Origin of the sequence: Pseudomonas schmalbachii, assembly GCF_017589465.1 — a bacterium.
GTDB lineage: Bacteria > Pseudomonadota > Gammaproteobacteria > Pseudomonadales > Pseudomonadaceae > Pseudomonas > Pseudomonas schmalbachii.
Genome location: NZ_JAELYA010000002.1, coordinates 463,898 through 482,781, shown reverse-complemented (window position 1 = coordinate 482,781; position 18,884 = coordinate 463,898). Strand labels below are relative to the sequence as shown.

Sequence of the window (18,884 nt, the reverse complement as noted above, 5' to 3'; positions counted from 1 at the left end):
AAACCGCACGCCGACCAGGGGTTTCAAAATGTAAATGTTGTAAATTACATGCGTATGCGAATGCTTAGTAATTGATATAGATTCGCAATTGACATAGATTGCGCGGCCTTCACGAGTAGCCCCTGGGGAGGGTCTTCCAAATGTCGCGCCAAACTTCCGAGATCGCTGGCAGCTCGCCGCGTTTGCTGGTTTCCGCCGTCGGTGTGGCGATCACCGCCATGTCCGGCACCCATGCAGTCCATGCCGCCGAGGCAGCGGAGAAAAAGCCCGCCCAGGACGTGCTGAGCCTCGAATCCGCGACCGTGGTGGGTGAGCAGGACCCGACCACCTACAACGTCGAGCAGTCGGCCTCGAAGAAGTACACCGCGCCGCTGCGCGAGACTCCGAAGACCGTCACCGTGATCCCGCAGCAGGTGATCAAGGACACCGGCGCCCTGTCCCTGGCCGATGCCCTGCGCACCACCCCCGGCATCACTTTCGGCGCCGGTGAGGGTGGCAACCCGGCGGGCGACCGTCCGTTCATCCGCGGCTTCAACGCCGAGAGCGACACCTTCCTCGATGGCATGCGCGACGTCGCTTCGCAGACCCGCGAAGTGTTCAACATCGAACAGATCGAAGTCAGCAAGGGCCCGGGCGGCGCGTTCACCGGCGCTGGTTCCACCGGTGGCAGCCTCAACCTGATCAGCAAGACCGCCAAGCAGGACAACTTCAACGACGCCGGCTTCACCTACGGTTCCGACCAGACCCACCGTGGCACCCTCGACGTCAACCACATGCTGGGCGACAACGCGGCCTTCCGCCTGAACCTGATGAAGCACGAAGCCAACGTCGCCGGCCGCGACAGCGTCAGCGTCAACCGCTGGGGCGTGGCGCCGACCGTCACCTTCGGCTTCAACTCGCCGACCCGCGCGACCTTCTCCTACTACCACCTGGATACCGACGACATCCCGGACTACGGCCTGCCGCTGACCCTCGACGGGCGCAGCAAGGCCAACCCGAGCAAGCCGGTATCGGTGGACGAGGACAACTTCTACGGCCTGACCCACCGCGACTACCGCGAGAGCACCACCGACAGCGGCACCATTCGCCTGGAACACGACCTGGCCGACAACCTGACGATTTCCAACAGCACCCGCGTGGTCCGCACCACCCTGGACTACATCGTCACCACCCCGGACGACAGCCGTGGCAACGTCGCCAACGGTCTGGCCTACCGCTCGGCGAAGAGCCGCAACTCGACCTCCAAGGGCTGGGTCAACCAGACCGACCTGAAGGCCACCTTCGATACCGGCACCATCTCGCACAACCTGGTGACCGGCATCGAGTTCAGCTACGAGGACGTGCATAACCGTCCCTACGTGATCACTCCGGGCGGTGGCACCGGTAACGTCTGTACTCCGGCGCTGATCGCCAGCGGCGACTGCACCAGCCTGGCCAACCCGACGCCGAAGGACAACTGGACCGGCACCATCGCCGACAGCGCGGCCTTCACCGATACCGACACCAAGACCAGCGCCGCCTATGTGTTCGACACGCTCAAGCTCAACGAGCAGTGGGACCTGAACCTCGGCCTGCGCTATGACGACTTCGACACCGAGTCGAGCGGCTTCAGCAACGGTGGTCGCGGCGCACCCGCCGGCACCTTCGATCGTGAAAGCAACACCCACTTCTGGAACTACCAGGCGGGCCTGGTCTACAAGCCGGCGCCCAACGGCAGCGTCTACGTGGCCTGGTCGACCTCCAGCAACCCGAGCGGCGAGACCGCCGGCGAGGGCGGTTCGGAAGTCAGCGCGGCCAACACCAGCCTGGACCCGGAACGCAACCGCAACTACGAGATCGGCACCAAGTGGGACTTCTTCGACGAGGCGCTGTCGCTCAACGCGGCACTGTTCCGCACCGACAAGACCAACGCCCGCGTCGCCTCGCCGGATAACTCGGCGGTCCAGGTGCTCGATGGCGAGCAGCGTGTGCAGGGTGTCGAACTCGGCTTCTCCGGCAACCTGACGGCCAAGTGGAAAGTCTTCGGCGGCTACACCTACCTGGACAGCGAAGTGCGCAAGTCCAGCGTGGCTACCGACGAAGGCAACCAGATGCCGCAGACCGCCGAGAACAACTTCACCGTCTGGACCACCTACGACGTGCTGCAGGACTTCACCATCGGCGGCGGCGCCACCTATGTCGACGAGCAGTTCGGCAACACCGCCAACACCGTCATGATCCCGTCCTACTGGCGCTATGACGCGATGGCCAAGTATGTGCTGAGCAAGAACGTCGACCTGCAGCTGAACGTGCAGAACCTGACCGACGAGCGTTACTTCGACCAGGTCTACAGCACCCACATGGCCCACGTGGCGCCGGGCCGTACCGCGCTGCTCGGAGTCAACTTCCACTTCTGATCGCGCCGACGCGCGACCCCGCCCGGTGCTCCTTCGGGCGGGGTTTTTCTTTGTCCAGGGACGGACCCCACCAATCGGCACACGTAGGTTGGCGCTGAACGCAGTGAAGCCCAACGCACGGAATGTCGGGCACCGTAGGATGGGTTGAGCGAAGCGATACCCATGAGCCAGGCGCAGATGACCGTTGATGGTGCTTTTGTAGGAGCGAGCTCTGCTCGCGAATCTTTTGTGGGGCTGATGTTCGCGAGCAGAGCTCGCTCCTACAGGCCGATGGCTTCCGTAGGATGGGTTGAGCGAAGCGATACCCATGCTGTACATGTGAACCGTTCTCAATAAAATGCGGGCCCTCCACCGCTTTTGGGAGAGGGCAGGTTGAAGGTGAGGCCAAGGTGTTGAAGAAAGTCTGGTTCCAGTTGCACTGGGTGTTCGGCGTCAGCGCCGGGCTGGTGCTCGCGCTCATGGGGCTGACGGGCGCAGTGTGGTCGTTCCAGGAGGAGTTGCTGGGAGTCATCAATCCCGGCCTGTCGATGGAACGGCGCGAGGGTGGCGTGCTGCCGCTGGACGAACTGGTGCGCCGCGTGGAAGGCGCCTCGCCGGACAGGAAGGTCGCCTCCGTCTGGCTGCTCACCGATGGCGAAAAGGCCGCGCGCATCTTCTATACCCCGCCGCCGGGCCAGCGCCGTGGCGAGGGCCGCTACGTCGATCCGTACAGCGGCGAACTGCTGCCGCCGGCACGGGGCGAGGGCTTCTTCGAGTTCGTCCTGCAACTGCACCGCTTCCTCGCCGCCGGCGAGGTGGGCAAGCAGATCACCGCCGCCAGCACCGTGATCCTCATCTACCTGTGCCTGTCCGGCCTGTACCTGCGCTGGCCGCGCCGCGCGTTGAACTGGCGGGCCTGGCTGACCCTCGACTGGAAGCGCAAGGGCCGCAGCTTCAACTGGGACCTGCACGCAGTAGCCGGCACCTGGTGCCTGGCCTTCTACCTGATGGCGGCGCTGACCGGCCTGTACTGGTCCTACGAGTGGTATCGCAACGGCCTCACCAGCCTGCTCGACGATGCGCCCGCCGGCGAGCGGCGCGGTCCGGGCGGCGAGGGCAAGGGCGGCAAGCGTGGCGAGGGCCGCCGCGGCGAGATGCCGTCCGGTCCGCCGCTGGTGGTGGACTACCCGGCGCTGTGGGCGGGCATCCAGCAGGCCGGCGGTCCGCAGATGAGCGCCTACAACCTGCGCCTGCCACCGGTCGGCGGCCAGCCGGCGCGGGTCTTCTACCGTCTCGCCGACGCGCCGCACGAGCGCGCCTTCAACGAGCTGCTCATCGACCCGGCCAGCGGCAAGGTGCTGCGCAATACCCGCTACAACGACAGCAGCTTCGGCAAGCAACTGCTCACCAGCGTCTACGCCATCCACGTCGGCAGCTACTTCGGCCTCATCGGGCGCATCCTGATGATGCTCGCCAGCCTGGCGATGCCGCTGTTCTTCATCACCGGCTGGCTGCTCTATCTCGACCGCCGGCGCAAGAAGCGCGCGGCACAGGCGGCGCGCAGCGGCCTGGAGGCGAGCGACGGACGCGATGCCTGGCTGATCGGCTACGCCAGCCAGAGCGGCTTCGCCGAACGCCTCGCCTGGCAGAGCGCCGGTCAGCTGCAGGCCGCCGGCCTGCCGGTGCGGGTCGAGCCGCTGGCGCGCCTGCGCCGCGACGAACTGGAGCGCGCGCGCAATGCGCTGTTCGTGGTCAGCACCTTCGGCGACGGCGAAGCGCCGGACAACGCCCGAGGCTTCGAGCGCCAGGTGCTCGGCCAGGTCATGGGCCTGAACGACCTGCGCTACGCCGTGCTCGCCCTCGGCGACCGCCAGTACCAGCAGTTCTGCGGCTTCGCCCGGCGCCTGCATGGCTGGCTGCAAGGGCAGGGCGCACGACCGCTGTTCGACGGCATCGAAGTGGACAATGGCGACGCCGCAGCCCTGCATGGCTGGCAGCAGCAGCTCGCCGCGCTCACCGGCGCGGCACCGCAGGCCGTGCTTGGCAGCGAGCCGTTCGAAGTGTGGACGCTGGGCGCCCGCGAACATCTGAACCCCGGCAGCCAGGGCGAATCCACCTGGCTGCTGCGCCTCACTGCGCCGGCCGATTCGCAGATCGACTGGCGCGCCGGCGACCTGGTGGAAATCCTCCCGCGCCAGCCCGAGCAGCGCGTCCGCCAGTGGCTGGCGCCGCTGGGTGTGGACGCGCAGACGCCGGTGCAGGTGGATGGCAGCCCGGTCCCACTCTATATAGCGCTCGCCGGCTGCCTGCTGCCGCCGTACCTGGAAGACCTGCTCGGCCTGCACGCCCAGGCGCTGTACGACGCGCTGGCGACGATCTCGGCGCGCGAGTACTCCATCGCCTCGCTGCGCAGCGACGGCGCGCTGGAACTGATCGTGCGCCAGGAACGCCATCCCGACGGCAGCCTGGGCATCGGCTCCGGATGGCTGACCGAGTACCTGCCAGCGGGCGGCAGCGTGCTGCTGCGCCATCGCAGCAACCGCAGCTTCCACCTGAGCGAGGACGACCGCCCGCTGATCCTGATCGGCAACGGCACCGGCCTCGCCGGCCTGCGCTCGCTGCTGCGTGCCAGCATCGCCGAGGGCCGCCAGCGCAACTGGCTGCTGTTCGGCGAGCGCAACATCGCTCACGACTTCTATTGCCGTGGCGAGCTGGAAGCCGCGCTGGCCAGCGGCGACCTGCAGCGCCTGGACGTGGCCTTCTCCCGCGACCAGGCGGAGAAGATCTACGTGCAGGACCGCCTGCGCGAACAGGCCGCGACGTTGCGCGAATGGCTCGACGACGGCGCGGTGATCTACGTCTGCGGCAGCCTGCAAGGCATGGCCGAGGGCGTCGACCGTGCCTTGCGCGAAATGCTTGGCGACGACGAGGTGGAGTCGCTGCTGGAAAGCGGCCGCTACCGGCGGGATGTGTATTGACGGCGGGTTGCACCCGCTCTACGTGGGGATAGCTCCGGCGTAGGGCGGGTGAAACCCGCCACCCCGGCCGCTCCGGCCCCCATGTCCTGCTTCCCGCTCCAGGCTTCCGGCTTTAAGCTTCGGGCATGACTACACGAATCCTCCTCAACTGCGACATGGGTGAAAGCTTCGGCGCCTGGAAGATGGGCGACGACACGCACGCCATGCCGCTGATCGACCAGGCCAACCTGGCCTGCGGTTTCCATGCCGGCGACCCGACCATCATGCAGCGCACCGTGCGCCTCGCGGTGGAGCATGGGGTCAGCGTTGGCGCGCATCCGTCCTATCCCGACCTCGTCGGTTTCGGCCGCCGCCACATGAGCTGCTCGCCGGAGGAAGTGCAGGCGCTGGTGCTCTACCAGGTCGGCGCGCTGGACGCCTTCTGCCGCGCAGCCGGCACCCAGGTCGACTACGTCAAGCCACACGGCGCGCTGTACAACGACCTTGTGCGCGACGACGCCCTGCTGCGCGCCGTGCTGGATGCCTGCGCCGCCTACCGCAAGCGCCTGCCGCTGATGGTGCTGGCGCTGGCCGACAACCGCCGCGAACTGGAGCTGGCCGACGCCGCCGATGTGCCGCTGATGTTCGAAGCCTTCGCCGACCGCGCCTACCTGCCCGACGGCCAGCTCGCCCCGCGCCGGCTGCCGAACGCGGTGCACCACGATTCGCAGCGCATCCTCGAACAGGCATTGGCCATCGCCCGTGGCGAACCCTTCCCGGATATCGATGGCAATCCGCTGCTGCTGCGCGCCGACAGCCTCTGCGTGCACGGCGACAACCCGGAATCGCTGGCGGTGCTGCGCCGTCTGCGCGGACTGCTGGACGCTGCATGACGCGCATCCAGCCGCTGGGCGCCGAAGCATTGCTGCTGACCCTGGCCGAACATCCCGACGAACACCTGCCGCTGCGCATCGCCGCCCTGGCGCGGCGTCTGCGCGAGCGGCTGGGCGACTGCCTGACCGACGTGGTGCCCGGCTGGACCACCCTGCTGCTGCACTACGACCTGCTGCGCATCGACCTGCCGACGCTGCAACGGCAGGTGCAGACGCTGCTGGACGGCTGGGACAGCGAGCCGCTTGCCGGCGAAACGGGGCGGCTGCATGAAATCCCGGTCTGGTATGCCGGCGACGACTTGCCTGAGGTGGCCCGCGCCTGCGGCCTGTCCGTGGCGCAGGTGATCGAACTGCACACCGGCCGTGAATACCGCGTCGGAGCCATCGGCTTCGCCCCCGGTTTCGCCTACCTCGGCGAACTCGACGAACGCCTCGCCCTGCCGCGCCGCTCCACTCCGCGCACCCAGGTGCCGGCCGGCAGCCTGGCCATCGCCGAGCGGCAGACGGCGATTTATCCACAGGCCTCGCCGGGCGGCTGGCACCTGCTGGGACGCACTGCCGCATCGCTGTTCGATCCACAGGCCGAGCCGCCCTGCCCATTGATGCTGGGCGACCGGGTGCGCTTCCTGCCCATCGACGAGGCGGCCTATCGCGCTGCGGATGGCGCATGAGCGGGCTGCGCGTGCTCAAGGCGGGGCCGCTGAGCCTGCTGCAGGACGCCGGCCGGCATGGCTGGCAGCATCTCGGCGTATCGCCGTCCGGGCCTGTGGATATCCATGCGGCGGCCTGGGCCAACCGGCTGCTGGGCAATCGCCGGGGCGCGCCGTTGCTGGAAATCGCCCTCGGTGGCGCGGAACTGGAAGCGCAGGTCGATACCTGGCTGGCGCTGACCGGCGCCGAGCTGCCGGCCAGCCTGGATGGCGTCGCCTTGCCGGGATGGTCTCGATTTCCGGTTCGAGCGGGCCAGCACCTGAAGCTGGGTTTCGCCGCCAGCGGCCAGCGTGGCTATCTGGCGGCGGCCGGTGGATTTCACGCAAGTCCGGTGCTCGGTAGCGTCGCCAGCCAGCGGCGGGAGGGATTGGGCGGACTGCATGGCGATGGCCGGGCGTTGGCGGCGGGTGATCTGCTGCCCTGCGTCGATGCTGCCGATGCCTTCGAGCGGCCAGCCAGCGTGTCGTGGAGCTATCGCCCGGACTACCGGAAAGCGCCGACCCTGCGGGTGTTGCCCGGCGCCGACGAGTTTCCTGCCGAACAGCGCGCGGCATTCTTTTCCCAGTCCTGGAAGATCAGCCCGCAATCCGACCGCATGGGCGTGCGCCTGAGCGGCCAGCCCATCGCCGCGCCGTCCCGGCAATGGTCGCTGGGCGTGGTGGCCGGCGCCATCCAGATCCCGCCGGACGGCCAGCCGATCATCCTGCAGGCCGACCGGCAGACCATGGGCGGTTATCCGCTGCTCGGTGTGCTCCATCCCCTCGACCTGGCGCGCCTCGCACAATGCCCGGCGCATGGCGAGGTGCGCTTCACCGAGGGCTCGCTGGAGCAGGCGCAGGCGGACCTGCGCGCGTTCCTGCGTTTCTTCGAGGGCTGAAATCAGCCCTCGAAGCGCTCGCCGCGAAACACCCGGCGGGGATTGCCGCGCTCCAACTGGTGATGCACCAACCGTCGTTCGGCACGCAGCTCGCTGTCCGCCTGCTCCGCACGCTCGGTCAACTTGCGGGCGATCAGCAGCAGCGCCAGGCGCTTGTTGGCGTGCTGGCTGCGCTCGCTCTGTACCTTCACGCTCAGGCCTGTAGCGACGTGGGTGGCGCGCACCGCCGAGTCGGTGGTGTTGACGTGCTGGCCGCCGGGGCCAGAGGAACGCAGGGTTTCGAAGCGTACTTCGCCTTCCAGGCTGGCCGGCGGCACGCTGAATTGCGTACCGCCGAAGTACCAGTTCTTGCGTCCGTGGTTCGGGCGATAAGGACTGGCGCAGACCCATTGCAGAGTACCGCTCCAGGCTTCGGCCAGCGTTGCCGCCGACTCGCCCTCCAGCGCCAGCAATGTCGACAGCAGGGTGTGCCGTCGCGGCCCGGCTTCTTCTTCGATCACTCTGACTTCGACCCCCGTGGCTTCGGCCTCGCTCAGCAAGCGCTGCAGGGCCTTGGTCACCGCCAGTGCACATTCGTCCGGCCCCTGTGCCGCGGAGAGTTGCAACAGGATCATCAGCAGCACTCCCCGCGGGTCTTGTAGGTCAGCACCGGCTTCAGGCGTGCGAGTATCCGCAGCAGGCCAGCGTCGTGCAGCGCACCGACTACCGAGTCGATGGCCTTGTAGGCTTCCGGCGCCTCCTCGTAGATCAGCCCGCGATCGCCGCAGATCACCCGGCTGCCCAGCGCAGTACGCGTGAGCTGCTCGACGCGATAGCGCGGCGCCAGGCGATCCCTGCATTCGCTGCGCATCCACTTGCGGCCCGCGCCGTGGGCGAGGGAGAGCAGGCTGCGCTCGTCGGCGACCGGCTCCACCAGGTAGCTGTAGTCGCCGCGCGAGCCGGGGATAACCATGACGCCGCGGTCCGCTGGTGTGGCGCCCTTGCGGTGCAGCCAGCCGTCGACGCCACCGATTCGTGCCGGGCTGACGAGGTTGTGATTGACGTCCAGTACCTGCTCGCCATGCGCGCGCAGGCGGTCGAGCATGCGCAGGGCGATCAACTGGCGGTTGGCCTCGGCGAAGCGCAGCGCACCGTCGTGGCGGGCGAGGTAGTGCGTGCAGTCGTCGCTTTCTTCCTCCAGGCCCTGGTGACTGAAGCGTTCTACCTGCTCGCGCAGGATGGCTTCGCCGAGCCCACGTGAACCGCTGTGTACCAACAGGAGCAACTGGCGACGGTCGAGCCCGAGAGTTTCCACGGCGTCGGAGTCATACAACCGCTCGAGTTGCTGCAGTTCGGCGAAGTGATTGCCGCCGCCGATGGTGCCGAGGGAATGCTCGTGGCCGCAGGGCGCGAGGCCGAAGCCGGCGATGTGCTCGCTCCAGTCTTCGTCCAGCGGACCGTCGAGGTTGCCCAGGCGCTTTTCCAGCTTGTCCAGGTTCAGCTTGGCGACGCCGATGTCGGTGCGCCACAGCGCCATGCCGCAGCCGATGTCATTGCCCACCAGTGCCGGATACAGGCGGCCGCAGGAGAAGAACGCGGCGCCGATCGGATAGCCGCGCCCCGGATGCAGGTCCGGCATGCCGGCGACCTGCCGCATGCCCGGCAGGCGGGCGGTGGTTTCGAGTTGCTGGATCGCTTTACCTTCGATCCAGGTATCGTCCGCGGCGATCAGCACGACGCCGTCGGACAGATTTTTGATGCAATTGCCCATTGTCCAATCCCATGAGGAATGAAACGAAAAAAGAGGATGGGGCAGGCCGGAGCCGGGCAATGCGATGCCGCCAGTTGGGCGGCGGGGGAAGCAATTACGCCAGGCGCGACCTGCAAAGGGTGATCAGCGTTTGCATGATGTGTCTCCTTTGCTGGGTGGGTGGAAGGTGGCGAATGATAGGCGCGGACTGGCCGGCACGCAATCGTCGTCACTTCGGCAGGTGCCGCAGCGGCGAGCGCATGGGCGCCGGCTACGCGACGGCATCTTCGCAGGAGCCGGCTCGCTCCTACGAAACACCGGCGTTGCGCTTCCCTCACCCCAACCCTCTCCCGGAGGGAGAGGGGGCACAACGGCGCGGAGTTGTGTGCCGTGCCAGCCGTTAACTCCGGACAGCCCCCTCTCCCTCAAGGGAGAGGGGGAAGCCTTGCACCGATGCAACACAGTTGCTCCTACAGGTCTTCCGGCTGAATTTTCCACAGGCGGGCCACAGACGGCTTCTGCGGATTGCGCGCGACTACCAGCAGGCCAACTTTCGAGCCGCGCAATTCGCGTAGCAGTTGCGCACCCTGGCATGGCTGCATTCTCTCGGCGAGATACCCCAGTGCGATGCTGGCCGCCGCCGGATGGGTGGCGACCGGCACGTAGCTGCCGTCGTCCATGTCCAGCACGACGTGCCTTTCGCCTGGCCCCGGAGCGGGGATGTGCAGGCTGGCCTTGAGCAGTTGCGCCATGGCCTCGTCGCGTTGTGCGGCGGTCAGTCGCCCCTGCGGCAGTGCGTGCTCCAGCGGCGAGAAGTCACCCTTGGGTTCCGCCTTCGGTTTTGCCGCGGGACGATCGGCCGGCGGCTCGGTCTTCACGGGCTTGAGCTCCGGGCGTCGAGCCGGTGCTGGAGCGGGCGGGACGAGGTCGAACGCTTCCAGGTCCAGCTCTTCCCAATCGATTTCATCGGGATCGGTCTCTGCCACGGCCGGTTCCCTGGGCGCGGCCCGCTTCCTGGTTTTCGCCGGAGTGCGGGCATCCAGACGCCGCTGGCGCTGCCATTTGTGAAGCTGGACATTCGCGACGATGGCGGCGACGAGGATGAGAAGGAGGAAGAGCAGCATGGATGACGTGGCCCTGTGAAAAACTGCCACAGCAATGCTGAGCAGTGGCGAGGCGCCACCCTAGCGAGAAATCAGGACCAATGCCGTAGGAATGGTCTTGGAACGCGGTGCGAGATATCTCTGTAGAAAGGGTGAGCCGGTGTAGGACCGGCTCACAGGCTTTCAGTTCAGAAACCGCTCCGCATGATGACAAGCCACCTGCCGCGCATCCAGCAACCGCAGTTCCGGCACTTCGGTCGCGCAACGCTCGGTGGCGTACGGGCAGCGTTTGTGGAAGGCGCAGCCGCTCGGTGGGTTGAGCGGGTTGGGCAGTTCGCCCTGGATCTTGATCTTCGGCTTGCTCGGGTCCGGGTGGATTGCCGGGGTCGCCGAGAGCAGCGCCTGGGTATAGGGATGCAGCGGGCGTTCGTAGAGCTTGTCCGCCGGGCCCATCTCCGCCGGGCGGCCGAGGTACATCACCAGCACGTCGTCGGCCACGTGGCGCACCACCGCGAGGTTGTGCGAGATGAACACGTAGGCGGTGCCGTATTCCTGCTGCAGGTCCATGAACAGGTTGAGCACCTGCGCCTGGATCGACACGTCCAGCGCCGAGGTCGGTTCGTCCGCCACCAGCACCTTCGGCCGCAGCATCATGGCGCGGGCCAGGGCGATGCGCTGGCGCTGCCCGCCGGAGAACATGTGCGGGTAGCGCTGGTAATGCTCGGGGCGCAGGCCGACGTGCTTCATCATGTCCTGCACCCGCTCGCGGCGTTCGCTGCGGGACAGGCTGGTGTTGATCAGCAGCGGTTCGCCAAGCTGGTCGCCGATCTTCTGCCGCGGGTTGAGCGAGGCATAGGGGTTCTGGAACACCATCTGCACGTCGCGGCGCAGTTGCTTGCGCTGGTCGTGATTGGCGCCCTTGACCTCCTGGCCGGCGATGCGCAGCGAGCCGGAAGTCGGTTCCTCGATCAGCGTCAACGCGCGGGCGAGGGTGGACTTGCCGCAGCCGGATTCGCCGACCACGGCGAGGGTCTTGCCGGCCTGCAGTTCGAAGGACACGCCATTCAGCGCGCGGACCAGGGCGTGCGGCTTGAACATGCCCTGGGAGATTTCGTAGTGACGGGTCAGGTCGCGGGCGGTCAGCACGGCTTCCATCAGACCACCTCCTTCAGGTTCAGCGGGTAGTAGCAGCGCACCGCGCCACGCTCATGGGGTTCCAGCGTCGGGCGCACGGCGCGGCAGTTGTCCTGCACATACGGGCAGCGCGGCGAGAGCAGGCAGCCCTGCGGGCGGTCGTAGCGGCCGGGGACGATGCCGGGCAGGGTGGACAGGCGTTCCTCGCCGGCGCTGTGCTCGGGAATCGCCTTGAGCAGCGCTTCGGTGTAGGGGTGGGTCGGTGCGTCGAACAGCGCCGGCACGCCGCCGATCTCCACCGCCTGGCCGGCGTACATCACGCAGACGCGCTGGGCGGTCTCGGCGACCACGGCGAGGTCGTGGGTGATCAGGATCAGCGCCATGCCCTGGTCGCGCTGCAGGTTCAGCAGCAGCTCCATGATCTGTGCCTGGATGGTCACGTCCAGCGCGGTGGTCGGTTCGTCGGCGATCAGCAGCTTGGGCTCGCCGGCGATGGCCATGGCGATCGCCACGCGCTGGCTCATGCCGCCGGAGAGCTGGTGCGGGAAGGCGTCCAGGCGCTGCGCCGCGCCGGGAATCTCGACCCGTTCGAGCAGCTCCAGCGCACGCTGGCGCGCCGCCTTGCCGCGCAGGCCGAGGTGCAGCTTGAGCACTTCCTCGATCTGGTAGCCGACGGTGTAGCTGGGATTGAGCGCGGTCATCGGGTCCTGGAAGACCATGGCGATGTCCTTGCCGACGATGCGCCGCCGCTCGCGGCCCCTGAGCTTGAGCATGTCGCGGCCGTCGAACTGCATGCGTGTCGCGCTGACCTTGCCGGGGGCGTCGATCAGGCCCATCAGCGCCATCATGGTCACCGACTTGCCGGAGCCGGACTCGCCGACGATGGCCAGCACTTCGCCCTTGTCCACCTTGAGGTCGAGGCCATCCACCACCGGCACGGCATCGGCGCCGCCGAAGCGCACCGAGAGGTTGTCGATTTCGAGGAGGCTCATACGGCGGTCTCCGGGCGGTGGGCTTGGCGGGATTGATGGGTATCGCTGTGCTCAACCCATCCTACGGGGTGCTCCGGGGCGCGTTTGCAGGATGGGTTGAGCGAAGCGATACCCATCGCGGCGAAAGTGATTCCGTTCATGGCTTCGCTCCTCACGCCGCGCTCTTCAGCTTCGGGTCCAGCGCGTCGCGCAGGCCGTCGCCCATCAGGTTGATCGCCAGCACGCTGAGCAGGATGGTCAGGCCGGGCAGGCTGACCACCCACCAGGCGCGCTCGATGTAGTCGCGCGCGGAGGCGAGCATGGTGCCCCACTCGGGTGTCGGCGGTTGCACGCCGAGGCCGAGGAAGCCCAGCGCGGCGGCGTCGAGGATCGCCGAGGAGAAGCTCAGGGTGGCCTGCACGATCAGCGGCGCCATGCAGTTCGGCAGCACGGTGACGAACATCAGCCGGAGGTTGCCGGCACCGGCCAGGCGCGAGGCGGTAACGTAGTCGCGGTTCAGCTCGGTCATCACCGCGGCGCGGGTCAGGCGCACATAGGCGGGCAGCGAGACGATGGCGATGGCGATCACCGTGTTCATCAGCCCCGGGCCGAGGATGGCGACGATGGCCACCGCCAGCAGAAGCGAGGGCAGGGCCAGCATGATGTCCATCAGGCGCATGATCACCGGGCCCAGTCGGTTCGGCGAGAAGCCGGCGAGCAGGCCGAGGAAGATGCCGGGGATCAGCGAGATCACCACCGACGACAGGCCGATCAGCAGCGACAGGCGCGCGCCGTGGATCAGCCGCGAGAGCAGGTCGCGGCCGAGTTCGTCGGTGCCGAGCAGGAACTGCGCCTGGCCGCCCTCCAGCCACACCGGCGGGGTGAGCAGGAAGTCGCGGAACTGCTCGCTCGGGTCGTGCGGCGCGACCCACGGCGCGAACAGCGCGCAGAACACGATCAGGCACATGAACAGCAGGCCGCCGACAGCGCCCTTGTTGTGCGCGAAGGCCTGCCAGAACTCTTTCAGCGGCGATGGATAGACCAGGCTCGGGTCGCTGGTGGGAGCGCTTTGCGTAACGGTCATCTGCAGGCTCCTCAGCGCTGGTGGCGGATGCGTGGGTTCGCCAGTCCGTAAAGGATGTCCACCACGAAGTTGACGATGATCACCAGCGTCGCGACCAGCAGGATGCCGTTCTGCACCACCGGGTAGTCGCGGCGGCCGATGGCGTCGATCAGCCATTTGCCGATGCCGGGCCAGGAGAAGATGGTTTCGGTGAGCACCGCGCCGGCCAGCAGCGTGCCGACCTGCAGGCCGAACACCGTCAGCACCGGGATCATCGCGTTGCGCAGGGCATGCACGAACACCACCCGCGCCGGCGACAGGCCCTTGGCGCGGGCGGTGCGCACGTAGTCCTCGCGCAGCACTTCGAGCATCGCCGAGCGGGTCATCCGCGCGATCACCGCCAGCGGGATGGTGCCGAGCACGATGGCCGGCAGGATCAGGTGGCGCACTGCGTCCATGAAGGCGCCTTCCTCGTCGGAAAGCAGGGTGTCGATGAGCATGAAACCGGTCTTCGGCTCGATGTCGTAGAGCAGGTCGAGCCGCCCGGAAACCGGCGTCCAGCCGAGCTTCACGGAGAACAGCATGATCAGGATCAGACCCCACCAGAAGATCGGCATCGAGTAGCCGGCCAGCGATATCGTCATCACCCCGTGGTCGAACAGCGAGCCGCGCTTGAGCGCTGCGATCACCCCGGCGAGCAGGCCGAACACGCCGGCGAACAGCATGGCGGCGAGGGACAGTTCGACGGTCGCCGGGAACAGGGTGAGGAATTCGTGCCAGACGCTTTCGCGGGTGGTCAGCGATTCGCCGAGATTGCCCTGGGCGAGGTTGCCGATGTAGTCCAGGTACTGCTGGGGCAATGGCTTGTCGAGGCCGAGGCGGTGCATGGCTTCGGCGTGCATCTGCGGATCGACGCGGCGTTCGCCCATCATCACTTCCACCGGGTCGCCGGGAATCAGGCGGATCAGGGCGAAGGTCAGCAGGGTGATGCCGAAGAATGTCGGGATCAGCAGCCCGAAGCGACGGGCGATGAAACTAAGCATGTCGGGGGATGACTCCTCATCATGGCGCCCGTCTGGTGGCGGGGCGTCTTCTTCTTGTGGCGCCTTTTGGGCGCAAGGCGTGCATTGAACAGCTTAGGACGCGGTAACGGAATCCACGGTGTCTGCGTCTGGAAAAACTCTGTCGCGTTTTCGTAAGGATTCCCGTAGAGCGGGTGCAACCCGCCATCCCGCCGCCCTGCATGTCTGGCGGGTTGCACCCGCCCTACGGATGGAGTTCGACACGGGAAAAGTTGTTCGAGCCGAGCGGGCTGAGGGTGAAGCCCTTCACGTTGAGCCGCAGCACGGCGAACTGCTTCGGGTAGGCCAGGGCGATCCACGGCGCCTCGCGCTGATAGATCGCCAGGGCCTGGCGGTACAGGCCGGCGCGCTCGTCCTGGCTGGTGCTGGCGCGGGCCTTGCGCAGCAGTTCGTCGAACCCGGCGTTGCACCAACCGGCCTGGTTCTCGCCGCTTTTGGCGGCGGCGCAGGACAGGTTGGGGGTGAGGAAGTTGTCCGGATCGCCGTTGTCGCCGACCCAGCCCATGAACACGATGTCGTGCTCGCCGCGCTTGGCGCGTTTGATCAGTTCGCCCCATTCGTAGACGCGGATGGTCGCCTGGATGCCGATCTTCGCCAGGTCTTCCTGCAGCATCTGCGCGCCGATGCCGGGGTTGGGATTGGTCGGCCCGCCGCCGGGACGGGTCCAGATCGACAGCTTCAGGCCGGGCTCGATCCCGGCTTCGGCGAGCAGCTTCTTCGCCCGTTCGGGATCGTGCGGCCAGCCCTTGAGGTCCGGATCGGAGCCCCACAGCGTCGGCGGGTAGGGCGCCACCGCCGGGCTGGCGCCGCCTTCGCCGAACTGTGCGCGAAGGTAGGCCGCGCGGTCGAAGGCGAGGTTGATCGCCTGGCGCACGCGCACGTCGTCCAGCGGCTTGTGCCGGGTGTTGAGGGCGACGTAGGCGACCAGCAGGGAGTCGAGTTCCTCGACTTTCACCTGTGGGTCCTGCTTCAGCTTTGGCACGTCGGTTGGGCGCGGGTAGACGGCGATCTGGCAGTCGCCGGCCTTGAGCTTCTGCAGGCGCACGTTCGGATCGGGGGTGATCGCCAGCAGCAGCCGCTCGATCTTTGGCTTGCCGCCCCAGTAGCCGGGGTTGGCGGCGAAGCGCACCTGAGCGTCCTTCTGGTAGCGCTGGAAGACGAACGGACCGGTGCCTACCGGAAGGTTGTTGAGCTGCTCCGGCTTGCCGGCCTTGAGCAGCAGGTCGGCGTATTCCGCCGAATAGATGGAGGCGAAGCCCATCGCCAGGTCGGCGAGGAACGGCGCCTCGGGATGGCGCAGGGTGAAGCGCACGGTGTGCGGGTCGAGCTTGTCGACGGCGGCGATCAGGCCGGAAAGGCCCATCGCCTCGGCATAGGGGAAGCCGCGCGGGGACAGGCCGTGCCATGGATGTGCCGGGTCGAGCTGGCGCTGGAAGCTCCACAGCACATCGTCGGCATCGAACTCGCGGGTCGGCTTGAAGTAGTTGGTGCTGTGGAACTTCACGCCCTTGCGCAGGTGGAAGGTGTAGGTCAGGCCATCGGCGCCGATCTCCCAGCTTTCCGCCAGCGCCGGCACCACCTTCGCGCTGCCGGGGGCGAACTGCACCAGGCGTTCGAGCAGCGTTTCGGCCGTGGCGTCGGCGGTGGTCGCGGCGGTGTACTGGACGATATCGAAACCTTCCGGACTGGCCTCGGTGCAGACCACCAGGGTCTGGCCGAAGGCCACCGGACAGGCGAGCACACCAGCCAGGACGAGCGTGCGGAACGCGTGCTTCATGGACAATTACCGTGCTCCCCCACTGCTGAAAAGGGCAAATCGCACTCGTAGGAGCGAGTTCTGCTCGCGAAGCTTTTGCGTTGCCGATGTTCGCGAGCAGAGCTCGCTCCTACGACTGTATCGACGTGCGGAGGAAATTGTAGGAGCCAGCTTGCTGTCTCCTACAAGAACACCCTCCGATATCGTCTGCAAGACAGTTGCTCCTACGAGCTGCAATGCCCACCGTAGGTTGGTGCTGAGCAACGCGAAGCCCAACATCGCCATCGTTGGGCTTCACTGCGTTCAGCACCAACCTACGCGGGCTCTGGCCTAGCCACTGTAGTTACGTAGGATGCAAGACAGTTGCTCCTACGGTCAGCCGCGGGGCGAATTCCATAGGGCGGGGCCGCCGCGAACGGGCGGCGGCCCGCAGCCTTACTTGCCGACGCTGACCCCATAGAAGGAGTTGAGCGCGAACGGGCTGATCTTGAAGTCCTGCACCGTCTTGCGCATCGGCTGGTAGACCGTCGAGTGGGCGATCGGGGTGATCGGCACCTGGTCCTTGAGGATGTGCTGCGCCTGCTTGTACAGCTCGGTGCGCCTGGCCTGGTCGGGGGTGCGCTTGGCTTCCTTGATCAGCTTGTCGTAGGACTGGTCGCACCATTTGGAGAAGTTGTTGCCGTCCACCGCGTCGCAGCCGTAGAGGGTGCCCAGCCAGTTGTCCGGGTCGCCGTTGTCGCCGCTCCAGCCGATCAGCATGGCGTCATGCTCGCCGCCCTTGGCGCGCTTGATGTACTCGCCCCATTCGTAGGTGACGATCTTCGCCTTGATGCCGACCTTGGCCCAGTCGCTCTGCAGCATCTCGGCCATCAGCTTGGCGTTGGGGTTGTACGGACGCTGCACCGGCATGGCCCACAGGGTGATCTCGGTGCCTTCGGGCACACCGGCCTGCTTGAGCAGTTCCCTGGCCTTCTCCGGGTTGTACTCGGCGTCCTTGATGCTGTCGTCGTAGGACCACTGGGTCGGCGGCATGCCGTTCACCGCCAGTTGCCCGGCGCCCTGGTAGACGGCGCCGATGATCGCCTTCTTGTTCACCGCCATGTCCAGCGCCTGGCGCACTTCCAGCTTGTCGAACGGCTTGTGCAGGACGTTGTAGGCGATGTAGCCGAGGTTGAAGCCCGGCTGCGACGGCATGTTCAGGTTCGCGTCCTTCTTCAGCGACTCCAGGTCGGCCGGGCGCGGGAAGAGGGTGATCTGGCACTCGTTGGCCTTGAGCTTCTGCATGCGCACCGAGGAGTCGGTGTTGATGGCGAAGATCAGGTTGTCGATCTTCACCTCGTCCTTGTTCCAGTAGTCCTTGTTGGCTTTGAAGCGGATCATCGCGTCCTTCTGGTAGCGGCTGAACACGAACGGGCCGGTGCCGATGGGCTTCTGGTTGATGTCGCTGGCCTTGTTCTGCTTGAGCAACTGGTCGGCGTACTCGGCGGAGTGGATCGAGGCGAAGCTCATCGCCAGGTTCTGGATGAACGCGGCGTCCACTTCGTTGAGGGTGAACGTGACGGTGTGGTCGTCGACCTTCTCCACCTTGGCGATGTTGGCGTCCATGCCCATGTCGGTGAAGTAGGGGAACTCGGTGGGGTACGCCTTGCGGAACGGATGGTCCTTGTCGAGCATGCGGTTGAAGGTGAACAGCACGTCGTCGGCGTTGAAGTCGCGGGTCGGCTTGAAGTAGTCGGTGGTGTGGAACTTCACGCCCTGGCGCAGGTGGAAGGTGTAGGTCTTGCCATCATCGGATACGTCCCATTTCTCCGCCAGCCCCGGGATGACCTGGGTGCCGCCGCGCTCGAACTGGGTGAGGCGGTTGAACATGGTTTCCGCGGAGGCGTCGAAGTCGGTGCCGGTGGTGTACTGACCGGGGTCGAAGCCCGCCGGGCTGCCTTCCGAGCAATACACCAGGTTGCTGGCGGCCTGGGCGAGCGGGGCGCTGGCGATCAGTCCGGCGGCGATCATGGAGCGAATGACGGCATTCTTGCGCATTGTGACCTCTGGTTATTCTGCTTTTCATCGAGGGGCAGCTTTGCCGGCTGCGTGCCGTGAAGCTATGCAGGGTCTGTGCCCTGTGCAAGCGGGATACCGGCTTCAGTGTAGAAGTTGTGGCGTCAACGCAAGGGAATGTCGCAAATCTGAAAAAACGCACCGAACGGTCAGAAAAACGGCGCCCGGTTCAGGGGCG

The 18,884-nt window shown here is 66.7% G+C and carries 14 protein-coding genes; 5 read left to right on the top strand and 9 right to left on the bottom strand.

All coding sequences use genetic code 11. From position 1 onward, the window contains the following. Positions 1-140 precede the first annotated feature (140 nt). The 5 genes from JFY56_RS07710 (at position 141) to JFY56_RS07690 (ending at position 7,813) form a co-directional block, all read left to right on the top strand. Positions 141-2,396, top strand: coding sequence for a TonB-dependent receptor (locus JFY56_RS07710; RefSeq protein WP_208312945.1), 2,256 nt, complete (start codon positions 141-143; stop codon positions 2,394-2,396). Between the two features lie 392 nt (positions 2,397-2,788). Beyond that, the gene (locus JFY56_RS07705) at positions 2,789-5,353 is read left to right on the top strand and encodes a PepSY domain-containing protein (protein WP_208313234.1); all 2,565 of its coding nucleotides are present in this window, start codon (positions 2,789-2,791) and stop codon (positions 5,351-5,353) included. Between the two features lie 125 nt (positions 5,354-5,478). Beyond that, positions 5,479-6,225 (top strand): 5-oxoprolinase subunit PxpA, encoded by a 747-nt coding sequence (locus tag JFY56_RS07700; RefSeq protein WP_208312944.1) that lies wholly within the window; start codon positions 5,479-5,481, stop codon positions 6,223-6,225. After that, positions 6,222-6,896 (top strand): 5-oxoprolinase subunit PxpB, encoded by a 675-nt coding sequence (gene pxpB, locus JFY56_RS07695; RefSeq protein WP_208312943.1) that lies wholly within the window; start codon positions 6,222-6,224, stop codon positions 6,894-6,896. Before JFY56_RS07700 ends, pxpB begins: the two co-directional genes overlap by 4 nt. After that, positions 6,893-7,813, top strand: a complete 921-nt coding sequence (locus JFY56_RS07690; RefSeq protein WP_208312942.1) for a 5-oxoprolinase subunit C family protein — start codon at positions 6,893-6,895, stop codon at positions 7,811-7,813. The genes pxpB and JFY56_RS07690 overlap by 4 nt, the downstream gene beginning before the upstream one ends. Positions 7,814-7,815: 2 nt before the next feature. On the opposite strand, the gene prfH is transcribed toward JFY56_RS07690, so the two are convergent. From prfH to JFY56_RS07645, 9 genes are all read right to left on the bottom strand, one after another. Continuing rightward, positions 7,816-8,427 (bottom strand): peptide chain release factor H, encoded by a 612-nt coding sequence (prfH, locus tag JFY56_RS07685; RefSeq protein ID WP_208312941.1) that lies wholly within the window; start codon positions 8,425-8,427, stop codon positions 7,816-7,818. Beyond that, on the bottom strand, positions 8,427-9,563 hold the full coding sequence (locus JFY56_RS07680; RefSeq protein WP_208312940.1) for an RNA ligase RtcB family protein: 1,137 nt from the start codon (positions 9,561-9,563) through the stop codon (positions 8,427-8,429). Before JFY56_RS07680 ends, prfH begins: the two co-directional genes overlap by 1 nt. 449 nt (positions 9,564-10,012) lie before the next feature. Next, positions 10,013-10,666, bottom strand: a complete 654-nt coding sequence (locus tag JFY56_RS07675) for a hypothetical protein (protein ID WP_208312939.1) — start codon at positions 10,664-10,666, stop codon at positions 10,013-10,015. Between the two features lie 162 nt (positions 10,667-10,828). Further along, the gene (locus JFY56_RS07670; protein WP_208312938.1) at positions 10,829-11,800 is read right to left on the bottom strand and encodes a peptide ABC transporter ATP-binding protein; all 972 of its coding nucleotides are present in this window, start codon (positions 11,798-11,800) and stop codon (positions 10,829-10,831) included. After that, positions 11,800-12,771 (bottom strand): ABC transporter ATP-binding protein, encoded by a 972-nt coding sequence (locus JFY56_RS07665; RefSeq protein WP_208312937.1) that lies wholly within the window; start codon positions 12,769-12,771, stop codon positions 11,800-11,802. The genes JFY56_RS07670 and JFY56_RS07665 overlap by 1 nt, the downstream gene beginning before the upstream one ends. 151 nt (positions 12,772-12,922) lie before the next feature. Next, the gene (locus tag JFY56_RS07660; RefSeq protein ID WP_208312936.1) at positions 12,923-13,834 is read right to left on the bottom strand and encodes an ABC transporter permease subunit; all 912 of its coding nucleotides are present in this window, start codon (positions 13,832-13,834) and stop codon (positions 12,923-12,925) included. A gap of 11 nt (positions 13,835-13,845) precedes the next feature. After that, on the bottom strand, positions 13,846-14,856 hold the full coding sequence (locus JFY56_RS07655) for an ABC transporter permease subunit (protein ID WP_208312935.1): 1,011 nt from the start codon (positions 14,854-14,856) through the stop codon (positions 13,846-13,848). Positions 14,857-15,079: 223 nt separating this feature from the next. After that, positions 15,080-16,672 (bottom strand): ABC transporter substrate-binding protein, encoded by a 1,593-nt coding sequence (locus JFY56_RS07650; RefSeq protein WP_208312934.1) that lies wholly within the window; start codon positions 16,670-16,672, stop codon positions 15,080-15,082. Positions 16,673-17,086: 414 nt separating this feature from the next. Beyond that, a complete protein-coding gene (locus tag JFY56_RS07645; RefSeq protein ID WP_208312933.1) occupies positions 17,087-18,688 on the bottom strand; it encodes an ABC transporter substrate-binding protein in 1,602 nt (533 codons plus the stop codon). Between the last annotated feature and the right edge of the window lie 196 nt (positions 18,689-18,884).

Coding starts and splice junctions, on each gene's coding strand:
- JFY56_RS07660 (WP_208312936.1), bottom strand. CDS start 13,834: ATGACCGTTACGCAAAGCGCTCCCACCAGCGACCCGAGCCTGGTCTAT.
- JFY56_RS07665 (WP_208312937.1), bottom strand. CDS start 12,771: ATGAGCCTCCTCGAAATCGACAACCTCTCGGTGCGCTTCGGCGGCGCC.
- JFY56_RS07650 (WP_208312934.1), bottom strand. CDS start 16,672: ATGAAGCACGCGTTCCGCACGCTCGTCCTGGCTGGTGTGCTCGCCTGT.
- pxpB (WP_208312943.1), top strand. CDS start 6,222: ATGACGCGCATCCAGCCGCTGGGCGCCGAAGCATTGCTGCTGACCCTG.
- JFY56_RS07700 (WP_208312944.1), top strand. CDS start 5,479: ATGACTACACGAATCCTCCTCAACTGCGACATGGGTGAAAGCTTCGGC.
- JFY56_RS07690 (WP_208312942.1), top strand. CDS start 6,893: ATGAGCGGGCTGCGCGTGCTCAAGGCGGGGCCGCTGAGCCTGCTGCAG.
- JFY56_RS07680 (WP_208312940.1), bottom strand. CDS start 9,563: ATGGGCAATTGCATCAAAAATCTGTCCGACGGCGTCGTGCTGATCGCC.
- prfH (WP_208312941.1), bottom strand. CDS start 8,427: ATGATCCTGTTGCAACTCTCCGCGGCACAGGGGCCGGACGAATGTGCA.
- JFY56_RS07710 (WP_208312945.1), top strand. CDS start 141: ATGTCGCGCCAAACTTCCGAGATCGCTGGCAGCTCGCCGCGTTTGCTG.
- JFY56_RS07675 (WP_208312939.1), bottom strand. CDS start 10,666: ATGCTGCTCTTCCTCCTTCTCATCCTCGTCGCCGCCATCGTCGCGAAT.
- JFY56_RS07645 (WP_208312933.1), bottom strand. CDS start 18,688: ATGCGCAAGAATGCCGTCATTCGCTCCATGATCGCCGCCGGACTGATC.
- JFY56_RS07670 (WP_208312938.1), bottom strand. CDS start 11,800: ATGGAAGCCGTGCTGACCGCCCGCGACCTGACCCGTCACTACGAAATC.
- JFY56_RS07655 (WP_208312935.1), bottom strand. CDS start 14,856: ATGCTTAGTTTCATCGCCCGTCGCTTCGGGCTGCTGATCCCGACATTC.